13 protein-coding genes are annotated in these 15,466 nt (G+C 30.4%); 8 read left to right on the forward strand and 5 right to left on the reverse strand.

The window, feature by feature from the left end:
• Positions 1–70: 70 nt before the first annotated feature.
• The 5 genes from PKN74_RS03325 to PKN74_RS03345 all read right to left on the reverse strand — a co-directional run bounded on the left by PKN74_RS03325 (position 71) and on the right by PKN74_RS03345 (position 3,823).
• The gene (locus tag PKN74_RS03325) at positions 71–679 is read right to left on the reverse strand and encodes a thymidine kinase (protein WP_472308608.1); all 609 of its coding nucleotides are present in this window, start codon (positions 677–679) and stop codon (positions 71–73) included.
• 63 nt (positions 680–742) lie between these two features.
• Positions 743–1,435, reverse strand: a complete 693-nt coding sequence (locus tag PKN74_RS03330; protein ID WP_472308578.1) for a hypothetical protein — start codon at positions 1,433–1,435, stop codon at positions 743–745.
• A 77-nt stretch (positions 1,436–1,512) separates the two neighbouring features.
• Positions 1,513–2,571 (reverse strand): dipeptidase, encoded by a 1,059-nt coding sequence (locus PKN74_RS03335; RefSeq protein WP_472308580.1) that lies wholly within the window; start codon positions 2,569–2,571, stop codon positions 1,513–1,515.
• 195 nt (positions 2,572–2,766) lie between these two features.
• A complete protein-coding gene (fliS, locus tag PKN74_RS03340) occupies positions 2,767–3,201 on the reverse strand; it encodes a flagellar export chaperone FliS (RefSeq protein WP_472308582.1) in 435 nt (144 codons plus the stop codon).
• A 19-nt stretch (positions 3,202–3,220) separates the two neighbouring features.
• On the reverse strand, positions 3,221–3,823 hold the full coding sequence (locus PKN74_RS03345; protein WP_472308584.1) for a hypothetical protein: 603 nt from the start codon (positions 3,821–3,823) through the stop codon (positions 3,221–3,223).
• A gap of 385 nt (positions 3,824–4,208) precedes the next feature.
• On the opposite strand from PKN74_RS03345, the gene PKN74_RS03350 reads away from it, so the two are divergent.
• The 8 genes from PKN74_RS03350 (at position 4,209) to tsaD (ending at position 15,289) form a co-directional block, all read left to right on the forward strand.
• On the forward strand, positions 4,209–5,447 hold the full coding sequence (locus tag PKN74_RS03350; protein WP_472308586.1) for an aminopeptidase P family protein: 1,239 nt from the start codon (positions 4,209–4,211) through the stop codon (positions 5,445–5,447).
• A gap of 1 nt (position 5,448) precedes the next feature.
• Entirely contained in the window at positions 5,449–5,931 is a 483-nt protein-coding gene (ruvC, locus tag PKN74_RS03355) for a crossover junction endodeoxyribonuclease RuvC (protein WP_472308588.1), read from the forward strand.
• Positions 5,928–10,073, forward strand: coding sequence for a PolC-type DNA polymerase III (locus PKN74_RS03360; protein ID WP_472308590.1), 4,146 nt, complete (start codon positions 5,928–5,930; stop codon positions 10,071–10,073). The genes ruvC and PKN74_RS03360 overlap by 4 nt, the downstream gene beginning before the upstream one ends.
• Before the next feature lie 5 nt (positions 10,074–10,078).
• On the forward strand, positions 10,079–11,152 hold the full coding sequence (locus PKN74_RS03365) for a hypothetical protein (protein ID WP_472308592.1): 1,074 nt from the start codon (positions 10,079–10,081) through the stop codon (positions 11,150–11,152).
• A gap of 305 nt (positions 11,153–11,457) precedes the next feature.
• On the forward strand, positions 11,458–12,066 hold the full coding sequence (gene epsC, locus PKN74_RS03370) for a serine O-acetyltransferase EpsC (protein WP_472308594.1): 609 nt from the start codon (positions 11,458–11,460) through the stop codon (positions 12,064–12,066).
• Between the two features lie 25 nt (positions 12,067–12,091).
• Positions 12,092–12,982 (forward strand): cysteine synthase A, encoded by an 891-nt coding sequence (cysK, locus tag PKN74_RS03375; RefSeq protein ID WP_472308596.1) that lies wholly within the window; start codon positions 12,092–12,094, stop codon positions 12,980–12,982.
• Between the two features lie 77 nt (positions 12,983–13,059).
• Positions 13,060–14,289, forward strand: a complete 1,230-nt coding sequence (gene clpX / locus PKN74_RS03380) for an ATP-dependent Clp protease ATP-binding subunit ClpX (protein ID WP_472308598.1) — start codon at positions 13,060–13,062, stop codon at positions 14,287–14,289.
• 1 nt (position 14,290) lies between these two features.
• On the forward strand, positions 14,291–15,289 hold the full coding sequence (gene tsaD / locus PKN74_RS03385) for a tRNA (adenosine(37)-N6)-threonylcarbamoyltransferase complex transferase subunit TsaD (RefSeq protein ID WP_472308610.1): 999 nt from the start codon (positions 14,291–14,293) through the stop codon (positions 15,287–15,289).
• The last annotated feature ends 177 nt before the right edge of the window (positions 15,290–15,466 follow it).

Consider the following 15,466-nt stretch of genomic DNA (forward strand, 5'->3'; position numbering starts at 1 on the left):
TCCACTTAAGACAACCTCCTCACTAACCCTTGTTTGAACATTTTAAAAATTCTTTTGAACCATCTTAAATCTAAACTCTTTTTTCTAAAGGTCTATTTAATCTTGAAATCTCTGTCTCTTCTTTTTTCTTTTTTAGTTTTATATAACAGTCCCTACACACAGCAATGTATTTATCAAACCCTCCTATGTCTATTATCTCATCTCCATTTCCAACAATCTTATATGTCAATGTTCCATTGTACTCTCCACATTCATGACATACTGCTTTCTTTTTTATTATATTATCTGCATGAGCCATAAGAAGTGCGGTGACAATAAACGGCTCAGCCTTAAAGCTCAAATCTAAACCAGCACAGTAAACATCTATTCCAGAATCAACCATTTCTAGTACGACTTCTCTTAATGTTTCATCTAAAAATTGTATTTCGTCAATAAAAACAGCCTTTTCATTACCTTCCAAATACGTTAAAATTTCTCTTGGTTGAACTATTGCGATAGCATCAACTGCAGATTTTGAATGAGAAGTTATTTGGGTATTATTATATCGAAAATCTATCTTCGGCTTGAAAGCTTTTATTTTTTTCTTTCCTAAAGAATAAATTTCAATAAAGGATATTAACTCAGAAGTTTTTCCGGAATACATTGGACCAACAATAACTACTAAACTGCCTGAACTCATATATTTCATTCACTTCCTTATGAATGTGTTATGTCATTTAATTAATGAATCTGGATAAAAAAACTAAAAATGTTCCTTAACTAAAGGTCCTACTTCGTTAAAAGCTTCTTTCCACAAAACGTCTATTCCATAATCTTTCAAAATATTTATTGATGGAGTTTTAAATATGTAATAATCTTTGTAATTGATTCTTCCAAATGTTATAAAATATAATACGTACGCTAAAATAGCTTTTACATAGTAAAAATCATATAAGAGAGAAAAATTTTTTAAAAATGTACCGTATACTTCTTTAATACGGGCATCTTCAATCCCATAATTATTATATAATTCCTCCTCAAAAATTCTAACAAATCTTGCTGGCAATCTTTGAGGAAAAAAATTCTTATCTAATCTAGCAACTGTTGTATGCCATTCTCTTTTTAATAAGGCAGCATCAATTAATGTTTCTAATTTTGTATGAGATTTGCCAGTAATTCTTTCCAAAATTGTTATTTGAGGATGAATTTTTTTGTCTAAGTAATTATGCAAATAATATCCTAGTGCATACTCTCGACTTTCTATTTCGAGTTTCTTAATTAAATTTGTTGTGTCAACTTCATGCAATGTATCCGCAATTATTTTATATTTAGGATCAGATTTATCGTAATAAAAAATATCTGGACCCATTAGACCTATATTAAACATCTTGACATTTTTCATGTTTCCAGGGAAAATCTTATGTCCAAAAATAATGTGTGTTAGATAACCCGGCATTTCATTCTCCTACCCCATTTTATTTTTCAACAATATATCTTTACATTAATTTTATCACATTTTAACCTCATTCGAAATTAAAGAAATGAATCATTTTTTAAAACTTGCTTGTACACTCGTAAAAAGTTTTCTCCTAAAATTTTCTTTATATCTTTATCACTATACCCTTTTTCTAAAAGTGCTTCTACTAGAACAGGTATATTTGAATGATTTTCTAAAATCTCAAATGAACGTGATACCTTATTTTGAGTTACTATGAGAGGTTCGAACTTTCTCAAATGCCCACAAAAATCGAATCCCAAACCTACAAAATCGATTCCAACTAAATTAACTATATGATCAATATTGTTCACTAAATCATAAACATCTGCATTTTCTGGCATTCTGGAAGCAAATTTATTTAACGCGTTTATACCAATTACTCCTCCTGTAGAGGCAAGAGCTTTGATCTGTTCATCTGTCAAATTTCTTTCTATATTTACAATACTTCTGCAATCTGAATGAGAGGCTATAATAGGCTGAGTAGTAATTTTCATTACATCCCAAAAACCTTTATCATTGAGATGACTTACATCAATTATCATACCCATTTTTTGAGCTTTTTTTACTAATTCAAACCCAAAGTCTGAAAGACCATTTGAATTTTTTTCGGGATCTGGCTCAGAGAATCTACTACCATCAGCGGCATAATTTCTTCTACTCCAAGTAATCCCCACAAACCTTACTCCCAATTCATAAAAAATTTCGAGTAAATTCAAATCATTATATAATGGTTCTACGCCTTCAAAAGATAAAAATATGCCAATTTTATTTTCTTCTTTTGCTTTTTGTACATCTTCAAAAGTTTTACACATCATGAAATAACTTGGTGATTCTCTAATCTCTTGGTATAGAGCACTTATTTGATTTAAAGACTCCCTTAAAGATAATTCTGGAATCATGTAGTTTTCAATAAATATTGAAGAAACAACACAATTTAATTTTCCTTTTTTAAAATTCTCAAGATGATCCTTTTCCATAACTTTACAAAACCCTAATTTTCTTTGAGCGGATAAATCCATCAACAAATCAAAATGAGCATCAATTACAATGTTCTCATCAAGAATTTCTTCAGCTTTTTTATCTAGACTATTCACAAAATATTCTCCTTTCACTGGCCGTTTTTAGTTAATTGTTTTAGATATAAAATTATACCTTATTTTTAATATTATATTATTTAAAGTCTATTATATTTCAATGAAAATAGTTTTGTAATAATAATATATAAAAAAACATTCGCCTTCTTTTGACGAATGTTTCAGAAATTTCTGAATTCTTAACGAGTAATATTTTTAATATTTGATATCAAATTTTGGATCTAAGGAGCCAGCGTTAATTTGCCTTGAAGTTTCAATATCTTTTTTCACAACCTGTCTCCAAGTTTCATAAAGATCTTGAATTAACGACTTTACTTCTGATAAAATACTTATATCTTTTTTCAAATTTGCTTGAATCAATTGCTGATAAATGTAATTATATAGCGACCTAAGATTTTTAGCAACATCTCCACCTTTTTCGATATTTAACGAAATATTTAATTCTAAAATAATATCTTCAACTCTTATAATCTCTTTGTTAGCTTCAACTAGATTATTTTGTTCTATCGCCTTTATTGCCCTTTCAAGTCTTTCAATTGAATTTTTATATAATAATTCGACGAGTTTGGTAGGACTTGCAGTTTTTACACTGTTCTCAAAATAAATATTAGAATTTTGAAAATTGGTCATAAGACAGCCTCCTTAGATACTACTGTAAAATATTATGTGCCTTATCCAGCAAATGTTCGAATATATCCAAAATCTTTTCAAACTCAGAGCCGACAATGTCTGATAGTTCCAAAAAATCGTTGTTGTTTTGAGCATCGATCAATTTTGAAAGAATGTTTTGAATCTCTTCAAGTTCTGAATATTCGTAAAAATTTATTCCTGTATAAATTCGTGTTTGTTCTATTATGTCTAACAAAGCTTGCATACCTTCAGCTACACTATTCAATAAATTATGACCTTCCGGTGTATTCAACAAAATTTCCTGCGAAACTTTTTCTAAGCTTTCACGAACTTTGTTAATGTATTCATAAGACTGCGAAATAAGAAGTAAAAGGACCGAATCTCTAGAACTGAACTCTAGTTCAACCTCTTCTCCACCTTCAAAAAAAGCGTCTTTTATTTCATCATAATAAGTCAAAGGAATTTCTTTTTCGTTTATCTTTATTTTTGTTAAAACTCCTTGAGTAATGTCTATATAATTTTTCACCATTTCTTCAAAATTACTGTATTTATCAGAATCAACTATTGATTCTTCGTTTTTGATTCCTGTTATTTTTATACGAACTTTATCCTCGTCAAACATTTCCTCACATCCTTTTCAATCTGATATTGATTATATAAATATCACTTTATAACTAATTACTTATCGGATGAAAAAATACTTTCTTTAGAAAAATTCCTAAAATTAAAAAGTGCTATTCATTAAATGATATAATAAAATTACAGGAAGAAAATTAAAACTAAATTAAAAAATATTACTTTTGATTAGAAATTAAGATTTTTCAAAAAGAACTTACAAATTAAAATATTTAAAGAGTAAAAAAGTGTTGTTCTTTCTTCCGTTAAGATGTATAATGTGAGATGAATTCCTGCTTTTAATATTTCAATCTAAAATATTTTAAAATGAATACTTTAGACAATTTAAACTTCTATAAGCAACAAACAAAAATCACTCAGGAGGCCACAAAATGTCTATTGTTAAATTAAGAAGAGAAAAACTTCTGAATTCTTTAGATGACAACTCTTTGGTAATATTTTATTCATCCAAGAGTCCTATTAAAAGTGGAGATGAACGTTACTTATTTTCTCCAAATAGAAATTTTTTTTATTTCACTAACCTAGCTATAGAAAATTCATTTTTCGTAATATATAAAACTGAAGGCGAGATTTACGAAAAATTATTTATTGAAAGAAATGATCCTATTTTAGCAAGATGGATAGGAGAAAAACCTAGTAAAGAAGAATGTTCTGAAAAGTCTGAAGTAAAAATAAATAACATATATTACATTGACGAATTTTTTAGTTTCCTAGGTAATACTCTTTGGACATACCATATAGAAGATGTTTATTTTTATTTAAAAAATGTAGATTGGGAAAATAATACTACTGAAAAAAAACTAGCAAAAGAAATAACTTATAATTTTCCTTATGTAAAAATCAAGGACGTTTCAAAAATAGTCAATAGATTAAGAGTGAAAAAAGATGAAACTGAAATTGAAAATATCAAAAAGGCTATTTCAATAACTCAAGAAGCCATAATTTATTTGATGCAAAATGCGAAACCAGGAATGTATGAATACGAATTAGAGGCTTATTTTGATTTTATTTTAAGAAAAAATGGGGTAACAGATTTTGCTTTCAAGCCAATAGTAGCATCTGGAATAAATTCAACAATTTTACATTATTCCTCTAATAACTGTAAAACTAATGAAGGAGACTTAGTCTTACTAGATCTAGGAGCTCAATACCAATACTACAGCGCCGACATTTCAAGAACCTTTCCCATTTCCAGAAAATTTACAGATAGACAAAAAGAAATATATCAAGTGGTCTTAAATACAATGAAAGAAGTCCAAAACGAAACAAAACCTGGTATAACCCTTTTTGAATTAAACGAAATCGCAAAGAAAAGTCTGGCCAAAGGATGTAAAGAAATTAATTTAATTAATTCAGATGAAGAACTTTCTAAATATTATTTTCACTCCATTTCACACTTTTTAGGATTGGATACCCACGATGTAGGAGGGAAAAAAATAAAGCTTGAACCCGGCATGGTTATTACAAACGAACCAGGTCTTTATATACCAGAAGAAAAGATTGGTATAAGAATTGAAGATGATTTATTAATAACAGAAAATGGATGTGAAAACTTGTCTAAAGACATACCAAAAGAAATATATGAAATTGAAAATATTTGGGGAACATAAAATGGTAATATTAGGTATAGATCCGGGATATGGTAAGATAGGATACGGTGTACTTGAAAAAAACAGAAACAATTATAACACTTTAGATTATGGAGTTATTTATACTGATAAAGACTTAAATTTATCAAAGAGACTTTTAAAAATAAAGAAAGATTTAAAAAATTTGATTAATTTCTATAAGCCAGACGAAGCAGCTGTTGAAGAACTATTCTTTTTTAAAAATGTTGCTACAGCAATTCAAGTTGGAGAAGCAAGGGGAGTCATACTACTAACACTTGAAGAAGAAGGAATTCCCATATATGAATATACACCTTACCAAATTAAGCAAGCTGTTACAGGTTATGGTCATGCTGAGAAGGGGCAGATTCAAAGAGCTTTAAAATTGATTTTAAAATTAGAAAAAACCCCCACTCCTGATGATGCAGCTGATGCTTTAGCAGCTGCTTTTTGTCATGCAAATTTTAGGAGGAATTTATTAAAATGAAAGATTTAAACGAATTTTTTTTAGAATATTTAGGCTTTATTCCTTTCAAAATTAAAGGAAACATTAGTTTTCAAGAAAATCAAGTTGAAGTAAATTTACACAATTCTGATACCAATATTTCAATTGACAAACTAAAAATGTTTTTCGAAAGACTATTAAAGAAAGATGTTACAATTAACTCTTCAAGTTACAAAAATCCGGAGTTCATTGTAAACAATTGGGAAAAAATTATACATTCTCATCCACTTAAAGATTATCTACGATTCTTGTCCCCCAATGTAACTGAAGGTGATAAGTTAATTTTCAAAACTCCTTATCCAATCGTAAAAACAAGATTGATGAATTCAATTAATGAGTTCGAAGAACTATTGTTCAAACTACTAGGTGAAAAAATATTTTATGAGATTGTTGTAGAAGAAACCTTTAAACAAAATACAACAAAATCTTCAATTACTTATGATCCAGCAATAGCTTCGCAGCCTGATGTAATAAATGCAGAAGGTTTAGAAATTATCTTGGGGAAAGAATTCAAAAAAATTCCAATGCCTTTAAACATACTTCCAATGAATGAGGGAGTTTCTGTTGTAGTTAGTGGAAAAATATTTTATATTGAACATAATGAAAGAGGTCCAATAACTTCAATTTATATAACAGATAAAAAAAGCTCAGCCGTTATAAAAGCTTTTTCAGAAACTGCGATTACACTATATAAAAATCTCGCTGTAAACGATATTTTACTTGTTGAAGGAACGACATTTTACGATAATTTTATAAAGGAATTTGCTATTAGACCTATAAATCTGATTAAATTATGCTTGGATCCTTTTGAAAGAAAGGATACCTACCCTCAAAAAAGGATTGAACTTCATTCACATTCAAAACTAAGTTCAATGGAAGGTTTACTTGATATAGAAGAAATCGTAAATACTGCTAAAAGATGGGGGCATGAGGCTATTGCGATTACAGATATTGGGGTTGTCCAAAGTATTCCCGAATTCTATGACATAGCAGTTGCAAAAGGTATTAAATCAATTTTTGGTATGGAAGCCTATGTAGTAGATGAATTTATAAACATTATTTCATTTTTAAAAGAAGATAAAATAATAGAAGAAGCTGAATATGTTGTTTTTGACTTAGAAACAACTGGTTTGGAACCTGCTTTAAACGAAATCATAGAAATAGGTGCAGTGAAAATAAAAGATATGAAAATTGTCTCCAAATTTCATAGATTAGTTAAACCAAAAAAAACAATATCACAATTTACTACTAATCTTACAGGTATTACAAATGAAATGTTGGAAAAAGAAAAACCTATAGAAGTCGTCTTACCAGAGTTTTTAAGTTTCATTGAAGGTACAATTTTAGTTGCACACAATGCAGATTTTGATTATAGATTTTTGAGAGAATGGGTAGTAAAAATATATAATGAACATTTTGAGCAAACATACATCGATACCTTAGCTTTGTCAAAATCGTTGCTAAATTTGAAAGGATACTCTCTAGATAAAGTTGTAGATGAATTAAATCTTGGAAATTTCGAACATCATAGAGCTCATGAAGATGCTAACGTTACAGCATTGGTCTTTTTGAAACTTATTGAAATGGCAAAAAATAAAAAAGTAACCAAACTTTCTGAACTTGAAAAATTAAAAAAATTTATAGATTACAGAAGAATTAGACCAACACGTATGACCATTTTAGTAAAAAATAAAACGGGTTTAAAAAATTTATACAAACTTGTTTCAAATTCTCATGTAAAATATTTCTATAGAGTTCCCAGAATTTTAAAAAGCGAATTATCTAAAATGAGAGAAGGCCTTTTAATAGGAAGCTGTGGTGAAGAAGGAGAAATTATAGAAGCCTACCTTAGAGGGGCCTCACATGAAGAAATAATTGAGATAGCGAAATTCTATGATTATTTAGAAATCATTCCTATCAACTCACTTGAAATAGGTTCAAAAATATCTAATAAAGAAATAACTAAAATATATAAATCAATATACAATTTAGGAAAAGAATTGAATGTTCCAGTTGTTATGGTATCTAACGCTCATTATCTTGATAAAGAAGATGTAATATTTTTAAACACTTTAAAATTTGCAGAACAAAGAAAGCCCACAAATTCGCACAAATACCTAAGAACAACAAATGAAATGATTGAGGAAGCAATGCGAATTTTTGAAGATAAAGATATAGCTGAAAATGTCGTTATTTATAATTCTCATAACATTGCTAATCAAATTGAAATAATTCAACCGTTGAATAAAAAATTAAATCCTCCAACAATTGAAAATGCTGAAGAAGATGTAAAAGAGATGGCTTTACAAAAAGCTTATGAGATATACGGTAATTCTTTACCTAAAATAGTTGAAGATAGATTAAACAAAGAATTAAATTCAATAATAAAGCATGGTTACGCTGTGTTATACCTTATATCACAACGAATAGTAAACAAGTCCGTAGAAGACGGATATTTAGTCGGCTCAAGAGGTTCAGTAGGATCTTCGTTTGTAGCTACAATGTTGGGGATAACAGAAATAAACCCGTTGCCTCCTCATTATGTATGTCCTAAGTGTAAAAAAAGTGAATTTATAGAAAAAGGTAATGTTGGTTCAGGTTACGATCTTCCAAGAAAAAAGTGTGATTTATGTGGAACAGAAATGGAAAAAAATGGTCAAAATATTCCTTTTGAAACTTTTATGGGGTTTGAAGGAGATAAAATTCCTGATATAGATTTAAATTTCTCTAGTGATTATCAATCAAAAGCTCATAAGTATATAGAACAAATGTTTGGAGAAGATCACGTTTTCAGAGCCGGAACTATTTCTACTATCGCTGAAAGAACAGCGTTTGAATTCTCAAGAAAATACTGTGAAAATGAGAGAATCTTGAAAAATTCGGAAATCCAGAGAATAGCGAGCGCTATTACTGGTGTTAAGAGGACAACAGGTCAACATCCTGGAGGACTAATGATTGTTCCTAAAGAATTAGAAATATATGATTTTACTCCCATTCAATTCCCAGCAAATGATTCAACTTCTGGTGTACAGACAACCCATTTTGATTATCATGTCATTCATGATGATTTAGTCAAACTTGATGCACTTGGACATGATGATCCAACATTTCTTAAAATGTTGAAAGATTTAACCGGTGTTGATCCTATGAAAATCCCTATGGATGATAAAAGAACTCTCAGCATTTTTTCTTCTACAAAAGAATTAAATGTTGATTTAAAAAATGAGTTAGGTACTACAGTTGGAACTTTAGGAATTCCTGAGTTTGGAACAACTTTTGTTAGAAAGATGCTCGAAGATACAAGACCAAAGAGTTTTGCTGAGTTGGTAAGGATTTCAGGACTCTCTCACGGAACGGATGTTTGGTCTGGCATAGCAAAAACTTGGATTGATAACAAAGTAGCTACCTTGGAGGAAGTAATATCATGTAGAGACGATATTATGAACTTTTTAATTTCAAAAGGTGTTCCCCCAAAAGAAGCATTTTTAATAATGGAAAAGGTAAGAAAAGGAAAAGGAATTAATGACCAAGACGAAGAGCTAATGAGAAATTTTGAAGTTCCTAAATGGTTTATAACATCCTGTAAAAAAATTAAATACCTTTTTCCAAAAGCGCATGCTGCCGCATATGTTAGTATGGCTTTTAGAATTGCTTGGTATAAAGTTTATTATCCTTTAGCCTTTTATGCTACCTATTTTACAATAAAAGGTGATGAGTTCAATATAAAAGTTATTTTTTCTGGAAAAGAGGCTATTAAGAAAAGGATTTATGAATTACGTATGTCAGATGTTGACACACGAAAAAAGAATGAAATGATAAACTTAGAATTAGCACTTGAAATGATGTTAAGAGGCTTTAACTTTAAAATGGTCGATCTATATAAATCAGATGCCAAAGAATTTTTAATAGTAGATAATTATCTTTTAGTGCCATTCACAAAAATTCCAAATCTTGGAGAAAAAGCCGCAGAAAAAATTATCCGTGCTAGAGGGGAAGAATTTAGATCAATCGAAGATTTTGTTTCAAAAACTGGTTGTAATAAAACAAACGTTCAGACCTTGAAAGAATTAGGAGTCCTAAAAGATTTGCCAGAAACAAACCAGATCTCTTTGTTTGGAGGCTAACTCACGTGGAAGGATGGTTAACCTTTTTAGAATTCAAAAAAATCACTAATTTTCTTGACGCTTTTTGTGGAACAGTTGAACCAACGTTTAGAAACGCATTTTTCTATTACAATAATTCTCTAAGAATTTTTGCGACAGACGGATGCGCTGAGCTACATTTAAATGCTACTAAAGAGTTTTTGCCTTTTGATGGCGTCGCGATAGTACCGGTTCAATATTTAAAAGGCATAATTAAAGGCACTAAGGTAAATGACGATTCTTTAGTTAAAATTTCTGTTGACGATGATGAAATAATTTTTGAACTGGAAGGAATGCGATTAAACAGTAAAATAGAAAAATTGAAAGATGATAAAATACAGAAATTAAATAAAGATTTTACCGTTTTAAACAGAAAAAAAGTAGGATCTTTTGTTGATAAGATGGATTTTGTTTCTGCCTCGGCGAGTGAAGGAGACGTAATAGACATACTTACAGTCGAGAACAATATATTGTTTGGATATATTTGTAACTTTTACAAATTAAATGCCAATTTTGCCCCTTCAAAACTTGAATTTCATAGAGAAATCCCTTTTATTTCCGCTAGGCATATAGTAAAATCATTAGGCCTATTAAATAAAAACCTTACGTTAGAGTTTGGAATCGATAAAAACAACATTATATTACACATTCCAGGTGTTTTTATTAAAATCTGTTCAACAAAACCTGATTATAGAAAACCTATCGTTATACAATTAGATTACATAGAAGAAACGATTATAAATACCAAAGATCTAAAAAAAGCCTTAGGCAAATTGTATGTAACATTTACAGAGAGCAATATAGCTAATCTTGTTCTAAAAGAAAACAATAGTTATATATATAAAGAAGAACAAAATTCAAAAATTTCGTTTAAATTACCTTATTCCTTTAAAAATCAATACATGATTCCAATACATATAAGAAAGCTAAGATCAATTTTATCCAGAATGTCAGAAAATATAAAAGTATATTTGAATGAAAGAGAAATGATATTAGTTGATGAAAAACAAAACAAATGTGCCAGCTTTTTGGTTAAAGAATTCAAAAGTGCCTCACAATAACCTCAAAGAAATAGACAAATAGTAATTATTACGGCTAAATCTTTTTATACTTTTTAATTGTTTTTTTATATAAATATTTCCGTTGATTTATTTATGATATATAATAAATTAATTCAAATATTCTCTTTTAATAAGTACTGTTTTAATGCGAACACACGATTATTTCTTTAATTATTTTTATGACTGAAAAATTAACAATAATTAAAATAAATAATATTAAATTGAAAAGAAATCAGTGTATAATTTTTGTGGTTAATGTTGATAATTTTTGTAAGGATTAATCTTAATCGGGGAGAGTGAAGAGGATGAAGATAATTAACTTTTTTAAAGACTTCATAAAAATTTTTAAAGATCTATCACAAGATTTGGACATGTATGTAGAAAAGGACCCTACAGCCAAAAATAAATGGAAAGTGTTTTTTACATCCGTTTCTTTTCACGGACTTATGGCATATAGATTTGCTAATTTTTTCTATAGATATAAAATATACCCTATTTCCTATATTATTTACGTTTTGAGTAAAATCATTCATTCTATGGATATACATCCTGCTGCTTTAATCGAACCTGGTGTGGTTATTGACCATGGATTTGGAGTTGTTATTGGTGAAACCGCTAGCGTCGGCCGCGGCAGCTTAATTTACCAAGGAGTAACGCTTGGCGCAAAAAAAGTTACTTCAGGCAAAAGACATCCCATCGTTGGTAAAAATGTAATGATTGGAGCCGGAGCCAAAATTCTAGGTCATATCTATATTGGAGATGATTCTGTAATAGGTGCTAATGCAGTTGTTTTAATGGATGTTCCGCCCAAGTCTTTAGTCGTCGGAGTTCCTGCCAAAATCAAAAAGTTAAATTGTCCATCTTCCAATTATTATGATTTAAGCAATACGATTAATTCAGATTATATTCTTTAGCAAAAATAAAGGGGGAATTTTAAACATGATTTATACTTCAATTGGTAACACTCCAATGATTACTCTATCTAGATTAATCGAACCAGGAAGGGTTTTTGTTAAATTAGAAAAAAATAATCCTGCAGGTAGTATTAAAGATAGACCTGCATTTTTTATGATTAAACATGCAGAAATAAACAATGAACTGAATGAAACTCAAAATATAATTGTCGAACCCACTAGTGGTAATACTGGAATAGCTCTTGCGGCTATAGGTAAAAGTAAGGGATATAGAGTAATATTAACAATGCCTGAAAGTATGAGTGAAGAAAGAAAAAAAATACTAAAAATTTTAGGTGCCGAATTAATATTAACTCCCGCTGAACAAGGCATGAAAGGAGCCATAAATAAGGCGATTGAAATAGTTGAACAAACAAAAGGGTTCATGCCTAATCAATTTTCTAACCCCGCTAACCCATATTCACACGAAGTTACAACTGGACCTGAAATAATCAAGCAGATGGATTATTCTTTAGATGTTTTTGTTGCAGGGGTGGGAACCGGAGGAACTATTACTGGTATTGCTAGAGCATTAAAAAAAACCTTTTCCGATTGTGTTAGAATAGTCGCTGTTGAACCTTCTAATTCACCGGTTTTATCAGGTGGTAATCCGGGATCACACACGATACAAGGCATAGGTGCCGGATTTATACCTGATAATTTGAACATGGATTTAATAGACGAAGTTATGCAAATTACAGATGAAGAAGCTATTGACGTAACTAAACAATTGTCAAAAATCGAAGGATTATTTGTAGGGATTTCTTCGGGAGCTAACATAGCGGCAGCTTTAAAACTAGCTGCTAGACTTGGAAAAGGAAGAAGAATAGTGACAATTGCTCCCGACAGTGGAGATAAATACATGAGTTTGTTATAATCAAGTTAACAAAAATGTGTTAAAATTTGAATTGATAATAACATAAAGTATTTTATGAGACTTAGGAGGAAAAATCAATGGCTGAAAAACACTGTTCTTTTTGCGGTAAACCATACAGTCAAGCTGATGCTCTAGTAGCAGGGCCAAACGGTATATATATTTGTGACGAGTGTATAGACCTTTTTAGCGATCTCGTTGAAGAAAACAGGGCAAAAGCAACAGAAAGAAAAAAACAATCTAAAAAAACTCCATTAACACCAAAACAATTGAAAAGTTATTTAGATAATTATGTAATTGGCCAAGAAAAAGCTAAAAAAATTATTTCTGTGGCCGTTTATAATCATTATAAAAGAATTTTTTCTGCTGTTGATATCGATGATGTTGAAATAGAGAAATCTAATGTTTTACTGATTGGTCCTACAGGAACTGGAAAAACTTTAATTGCAAAGACCCTAGCGAAAGTGCTGGATGTTCCTTTTGCCATTGCTGATGCAACAACTTTGACTGAAGCTGGATATGTGGGTGAAGATGTTGAAAATGTAATTTTAAGGCTACTACAAGCTGCAGATTTCGATGTTCAAAGAGCTCAGAAAGGTATTATTTACATAGATGAGATAGATAAAATAGCTAGGAAATCCCCCAATCCATCTATAACGCGTGATGTATCGGGTGAAGGAGTACAACAAGGTCTGCTTAAGATAGTGGAAGGAACGATAGCCAATGTACCTCCACAAGGAGGGAGGAAACATCCGTATCAAGAATTCCTACAAGTTGATACCTCCAAAATCCTTTTTATAGCTGGTGGTGCCTTTGATGGTTTAACAGATATTATTAAACAGAGAATCAAAGATTCATCTATAGGATTTGGTGCAGACATTAAAAGTAACAAAGATCAAAGAGCCGGAGAATTATTAGACAATATTATACAAGATGATTTAATTAGATATGGTTTAATTCCAGAGTTTGTTGGAAGATTTCCTGTAATTGCTACTCTAAATGATTTGAGTGTTGAAGATTTGATAAAAATTGCTACCGAACCAAAAAATGCTTTGTTAAAACAATACAAAAAGATGCTTGAACTGGAAGGTATTGAATTAGAAGTTACACCTGAAGCACTAATATTAATTGCTGAACAGGCTTTGAAAAGGGGTACTGGAGCTAGAGCTTTAAAGACTATCTTCGAAGAAGTTATGATAGATATTATGTATGAAGCCCCTGAAATGAAAAACAAAGTAACTAAAATAATAATTGATGAAAACGCTATAATTCATAAAAGACCAGTTTTTCAAAGAAAGGAGACTGCATAAAATAGAAAAAGAACCAATTATATTTGCTATAGAAACTTCATGTGATGAAACAGCTATTGCTATACTAGAAGGGACAAATAATTTACTTTCAAACTTAATTATTTCTCAAATTGATATACATAAGGTTTTTGGGGGTGTGGTACCGGAAATTGCTGCAAGAAAACATATAGAATTTCTATATAAACTTGCTCAAAAAGCTTTCGAAGAATCTAAAACAACGCCCTATGATATTGATGCAATCGCTGCAACTTATGGTCCTGGATTGATTGGTTCGTTGCTAGTCGGGACAAGTTTTGCCAAGGGGATGTCGTTATCTCTTAAGGTACCTTTTATAGGGGTAAACCATTTAGTTGGACATATATACGCTAATTTTCTTGATTTCCCTGAATTAAAGCCGCCTTTCTTAACACTTTTGGTTTCAGGTGGACATACAATGTTGATTTTGACAAAAGATTATTTGGAATATGAAATTATAGGCCAAACAAGAGACGACGCGGCAGGGGAAGCATTTGATAAAGTAGCAAGAATCCTCGGTCTTGGTTACCCTGGAGGTCCTATCATCGAGGACAAAGCCAAAAATGGAAAAAGTATTTATAATTTCCCGAAGCCTCTATATGATGTGGGTTACGATTTCTCATTTTCTGGGTTAAAAACTTCTGTTCTATATTTTGTTAAAGAACATCCTGAAGCTAAAATTGAAGACATAGCTGCCTCTTTTCAAGAAGCTATTACAGAAACCTTAGTTCATAAAGTAACAAAGTATGCTTTAGAAAACAATATACATGAAGTGGTAATTGCTGGAGGGGTTGCATCTAACTTAGTGTTAAGAAAAAAATTGGACGAATATAAAGACAAGCTAAATATTTATTATCCCCGTTTGACGTTATGTACCGATAATGCAGCTATGATTGCAAGAGCAGCATACGAAAAATATCAAAGAAAATTGTTTAGCAAATTAGATCTAGATGTTTGTCCGAATCTTGGTTTTTCTGAAATATAACACAAACCATTTAAAACCGTTTGAATTCATATCGTTCCCTACAAAAATTTAATATGATCTAACGCGTATCCTTGACATAAATTTTTATAAATGTTATAATTATTCAGATAAATAGATAGGTGTTAAACTACGGAGAGGTGACCGAGTGGCCGAAGGTGCTTGCCTGCTAAGCAAGTG

Origin of the sequence: Defluviitoga sp. (genome assembly GCF_035349255.1) — a bacterium.
Classification (GTDB): domain Bacteria; phylum Thermotogota; class Thermotogae; order Petrotogales; family Petrotogaceae; genus Defluviitoga.